Consider the following 2689-nt stretch of genomic DNA (forward strand, 5'->3'; position numbering starts at 1 on the left):
GCCAAGGTGGGGGTCGCGGGTTCGAATCCCGTCTTCCGCTCCAAGAATATTATGGCGGCATAGCCAAGTGGTAAGGCAGAGGTCTGCAAAACCTTTACCACCGGTTCGAATCCGGTTGCCGCCTCCATAATCGTTTATAATTTATATTTGTTACATATCATGCCGGGGTGGCGGAACTGGCAGACGCACAGGACTTAAAATCCTGCGGTAGGTGACTACCGTACCGGTTCGATTCCGGTCCTCGGCATTACCCAAACAAATTATAAACGCGCCGGTGTGGCGGAATTGGCAGACGCGCACGACTCAAAATCGTGTTCCTTCTGGAGTGTCGGTTCGACCCCGACCACCGGTATCAATTCTCGTTGATTTGAAGCGATTTCCCTTTATTGGGAGGTCGCTTCTTTCATTTTCTACAGCTATTTTTGTCGTGCGAACAACAAAAACGAAGTGAAGGAAGGCGTCCATTATTCGAATATCAATCCGAAAGGGGTTTTTCGAATGGGGCGACGTAAGAATAAATTTTCTCCGCAAAATCTTCAAGAATCTTCTAACGAACTAGAATCCTTCGAATTTCTTTACAATCTGTTTATTCGTGATTGTAGGATTCGAAATCTTTCCAAGCACACGTTACAATTCTACAAGAATGAGCTCACAAAATTTTGCAAGCGATTGGAAAGGAATTACGTTGACACAAGACCCGCCACAGTTAGCGAGGAAACGATAAAAGAAATCGTCATTCTTGGCATGATGAACGAAGGCTTGAAAGATACCACGATCAATACAAACCTTCGTGCCGTTCGGGCGTTCTTCAACTTCTTAGCGAATGAGGGTTTCATTGTTGAGAATCCAATCAAAGACGTCAAACTTGTCAAAGAAAAGCGAACAATCATTCAAACATTTTCCCGTGACCAAATTCACGCACTTTTAAGGCAACCAGACCGAGAAACGTTTACAGGATTAAGGGATTACACAATTATGATGTTTTTACTTGAAACGGGCGTCCGAATCCGTGAACTTTGTGACATTCAAGTCCACGATATTAATTTTAATGATGGCGTTGTTCGTATTGACGGAAAGGGAAACAAGGAACGCTTTGTTCCAATACAAAGGACAATGAAAAAACAACTTTCCCTATATTTAAGAGTTCGGGGGAATTTAGACACGGGAACGCTTTTCGTAAATATAGACAATGAACCGCTTCGAATCCGTGCCGTTCAATCTTCTATACAAAAATATGGACGTATGGCTGGAATTAAAGACGTTCGTTGTTCGCCGCATACTTTCCGCCACACTTTTGCAAAAATGTCGGTGCAAAACGGGGCGGACGTGTTCACGTTGCAGCAAGTTCTTGGTCATACGTCAATGGATATGGTTCGATTATATGTGAATATGTTCTCGAATGAGATTAGGGAAAGTCATTCGAAATTTTCACCGATTGAAAAACTATTTTAGGGAAGGAAAAGGGGAAGAATACCAATGACGGCTTTTGGTGCTATTGAATTTCAAGAACTGAAAAGACACGAATTATTTTCAACAATTCAAGAAATGGACATATCTATCTATTCGTATATTGACCATATTCAAACCGATGTCCCGCAAAGTGTTATTGACGTTCTTCTTTGTCTTGGAAAGGCGTCTTTGCGTTGTGTTGGATTGTCGTTCATGAAACAAGCAACGATTGCAGAACAAACGGGATATTCCCGCAAAACAATCAATAAGGCATTGAAGACGCTTGAAATGTTGGGCGTCGTTGATTCCGTGCGGACTAAAACGAAAGCAGGTCGTCCAAGTGTGAAAGTCATTCGAATTCTTCCTTTTTGTCTTGAAAGGTTACAACAAGGGGTTACATCATACATAGGGGACAATTCCAGCAATGACGGGGGTTTGACGCTTATTGCCGAATTCGAACCATTTGAAACCGAATCAAAAAACAAGAAAAAGATATTATTAGCGATAATAAAGAAATCATTGAAAAAGTTTCAAATTTATCAACAACAATCGACATTGACAGCAATCTGAAAAAAATTGTTCGTTATCTTGCATTAAAAATCGGCGACAAAGTGAAAAACGGTCTTCAAATTCAATCGTTTAGTTCTTATTGTGAAAAAGTTTTTTCGAATGAAATCCGTAAATTTGCCGTAATGAAGAAAATTGAAGAAGCGAAGCAACAAAAAGAGGAATCCGTCCGCCGTCGATTTGACAATTTCGTCTTGAAGTATTTCGGGGAAAAATTCGAAGATTTAGGGGCATTCGTCCAAAAAGAAGCCGTTCGAATGTATAAAGATATTACTGAACCGAAGCCGAATCCCGTTCCATTTTATAATTGGCTTGAAGCGTAAAAAATCGCAAATGCAGCCCGTATTTTGGCTTATAAGGTGCTTGTTTGCGTCCGAATGGTTTTATATTTGGAAGGTCGAAAACGTACGAAATACGAGCAATACGATAGCTGTTTTTCGTAATTTGGGCAAATAAAAACGCCAATCTTTATGAATTGGCGACTTTTTGATGGTTTCGAAAACCCCTGGCTATGCCGGGGGTTCCGGAGAGCTTATAGCGAGGTAACAAAAAAACCTCCTTTCATGGTAGGATAAAGTTGGTTTCCCGACCACTTTATCTCACGCAAGAAGGAGGTATGCCCTTATGAAGGACATGAACAGTTTAGCACATACAACATGGAATTGTAAGTATC

At 41.0% G+C, this 2689-nt stretch carries 3 protein-coding genes and 3 tRNA genes; all 6 read left to right on the forward strand.

Annotated elements, in window-relative coordinates:
* Positions 1-53 precede the first annotated feature (53 nt).
* Positions 54-127 (forward strand) — tRNA-Cys (locus ADJ83_RS24015).
* Positions 128-161: 34 nt separating this feature from the next.
* Positions 162-247, forward strand: a tRNA-Leu gene (locus ADJ83_RS24020).
* A 23-nt stretch (positions 248-270) separates the two neighbouring features.
* Positions 271-352 (forward strand) — tRNA-Leu (locus ADJ83_RS24025).
* 146 nt (positions 353-498) lie between these two features.
* Entirely contained in the window at positions 499-1452 is a 954-nt protein-coding gene (locus tag ADJ83_RS24030; protein ID WP_031540269.1) for a tyrosine-type recombinase/integrase, read from the forward strand.
* 24 nt (positions 1453-1476) lie between these two features.
* Positions 1477-2019: a helix-turn-helix domain-containing protein gene (locus ADJ83_RS24035; protein WP_031540271.1), complete on the forward strand. Its 543-nt coding sequence runs from the start codon at positions 1477-1479 to the stop codon at positions 2017-2019.
* A gap of 41 nt (positions 2020-2060) precedes the next feature.
* On the forward strand, positions 2061-2339 hold the full coding sequence (locus ADJ83_RS24040) for a hypothetical protein (RefSeq protein WP_031540273.1): 279 nt from the start codon (positions 2061-2063) through the stop codon (positions 2337-2339).
* The last annotated feature ends 350 nt before the right edge of the window (positions 2340-2689 follow it).

The sequence above is a fragment of the Bacillus sp. 522_BSPC genome (genome assembly GCF_001076885.1).
GTDB lineage: Bacteria > Bacillota > Bacilli > Bacillales > Cytobacillaceae > Niallia > Niallia hominis.